The 1,829-nt window shown below is 61.3% G+C and carries 1 pseudogene; it reads right to left on the bottom strand.

Annotated features, from left to right (window positions below):
• Positions 1 to 1,728: pseudogene (locus CAF87_RS28880) on the bottom strand (hypothetical protein); the annotation flags it as partial.
• Positions 1,729 to 1,829 lie beyond the last annotated feature (101 nt).

Genomic DNA, 1,829 nt, shown 5'->3' with positions numbered 1-1,829 from the left:
CGGTTGGCCGGCGGTAAACGAGGACAGCTTGACCGAGTCGCTGTCCGGCCCGGTTTTCGAGCCATTCCAGAAGTAGGTCACCTCGTCATCCTTGACCGTGTTCAGGTATTCCACAGTCAGCGTGGTGCCGGCCGTATCCGCCGGCAGTACGCCGTCCACCACGCCGTCCACTTTCGGCTCTGGCAGCTCTTGCCTCGGTTCGCCGACGTTCAGGCTCTCGGCGTGGATCGACTCGCGGATGGCGTGGGTGGCGTTGACGCGGTTCATCGTCCCCAGCACCGCATCCTCGATCAGTAACTGGTAATACGGCTCCAGTTTGCCACCTTCGATCTGTTTGAGATGAAGGCCTGGGACGTTGATCAGCAAGGGCGCACCGGCCGTGATATCGCCTTGGGTAATCGGGCGTAGCGGCAGGTCGGGCAAATAGGTGCTCAGGTCAGGCCGGGTGCCGAGCCAGAACAGCTTGATCGCCTGGCCGGCAGCAAAGGACTTGTCAAATGGAATCTGGATGCGGGCCTGTGCCAGTTCCGGATCGAGGGCGCCCTGTGCCGCGTCGAGGGCGACCGGGGCCAGTAATCGTTTAACCTCGCCAATGACATTGATGAACTGGGTCTTCGACAACAGGTCGGCGGAACCATCGGCTTTTTTCAGGCGAAAGGACAAGGCGATCTGGGTCTTGGCCAGTTGCCGCAGCGCGGTATTGGGAATTTTGATTTCGGGGATGCTCGGCACACTGTCCAGCGGCTCACCGGTGTTTTCGATGTTAATCGGTGCCCCTTCATCCGGTGTGCCCCTGAGTCGGACGATGGGGATGTCACCGACCTTGAACTTGTTGCTGTCCATGGCAATGATCTGCGCCGTGCCATCGGTATCCCCCAGTTTGTCGGCGTCCAGCACATTGTTCAGCGCTTCCTTGCAGATGGGTGCGTTTAATCTGTCGGCGTCGACCGCGACCACCACACGCTGCTCATGACTCCAGTCTTCGGAGCGGTTGTCGACCATGTCGTAGAGCTCAAAGGCCACGGCGAGACCGGAATCTCCGGAGTCACCCGCCTCGCGAATGGTTGCCTCGGTAATGTGCACGACAAGCGGCACTGTGCCGTCAGCCTCAGCCTGAGTCAGCGGTCCGTAGAGCACGAAAACCCCGCCCCAGCTCACCTGGACCCAGTCACCGACCGCTGCGTCGGGATAGGGTTTTGGCCCGTCGTCGGAGGGGCCGATCGTGATCGGCACGCCAGCGGCGATGTTGTCCTTGTCGATGCCGCCCTCGAGAATCTCCTTGGGGACGGTCATTTTCAGTTTCGAGTGGCCCGGGCCTTCGTCGCTGTCATGGCCGCCGGGGCGGGTGAGTTTGACCCGCACCTGCATCACCTCGGAAGGCTCGGCCGTTCCGCCCTGTCGGGTGACGGCGTAGGACAGGGTGGACGAGCCATCACTGAAGCGCGCGGCGGGCACAAACATCGCCAGCGTGGTGTCGACTTCGTGTGCGTCAACGGTTTTGTTAAGTACTGCCTGACCACCCAATGAAATCACCAACTTGTCGCCCCGGCTCATGACCCCCCACGGCCCGGCGCGACACAGCAAACCCTGTTTGGGGAAGTTGTCCTGCACGGCCGCCTTATTGAGCCCCCAGACATCCGGCGCTTGCGACACGGGACCGGTGCGACCGGGAACGTCGAGCTCCTTGAGTACCAGCGGTGAGGAACCAGCGGGATTGTTGACAGTCATCGCGCGAACTCCGATCGAATGGCGGGGCGATGGAGGCATTGAACGGCGCTGTAGCGGGGTTGACTACTGTCAGAAATTACAGGTGCGTGTGGGTTTAAGAC

It is taken from the genome of Pseudomonas sp. R38(2017) (assembly GCF_002112395.1).
Classification (GTDB): domain Bacteria; phylum Pseudomonadota; class Gammaproteobacteria; order Pseudomonadales; family Pseudomonadaceae; genus Aquipseudomonas.
Note: the sequence above shows the minus strand (reverse complement) of the source record. Positions and strands in the feature narration are given on the sequence as shown.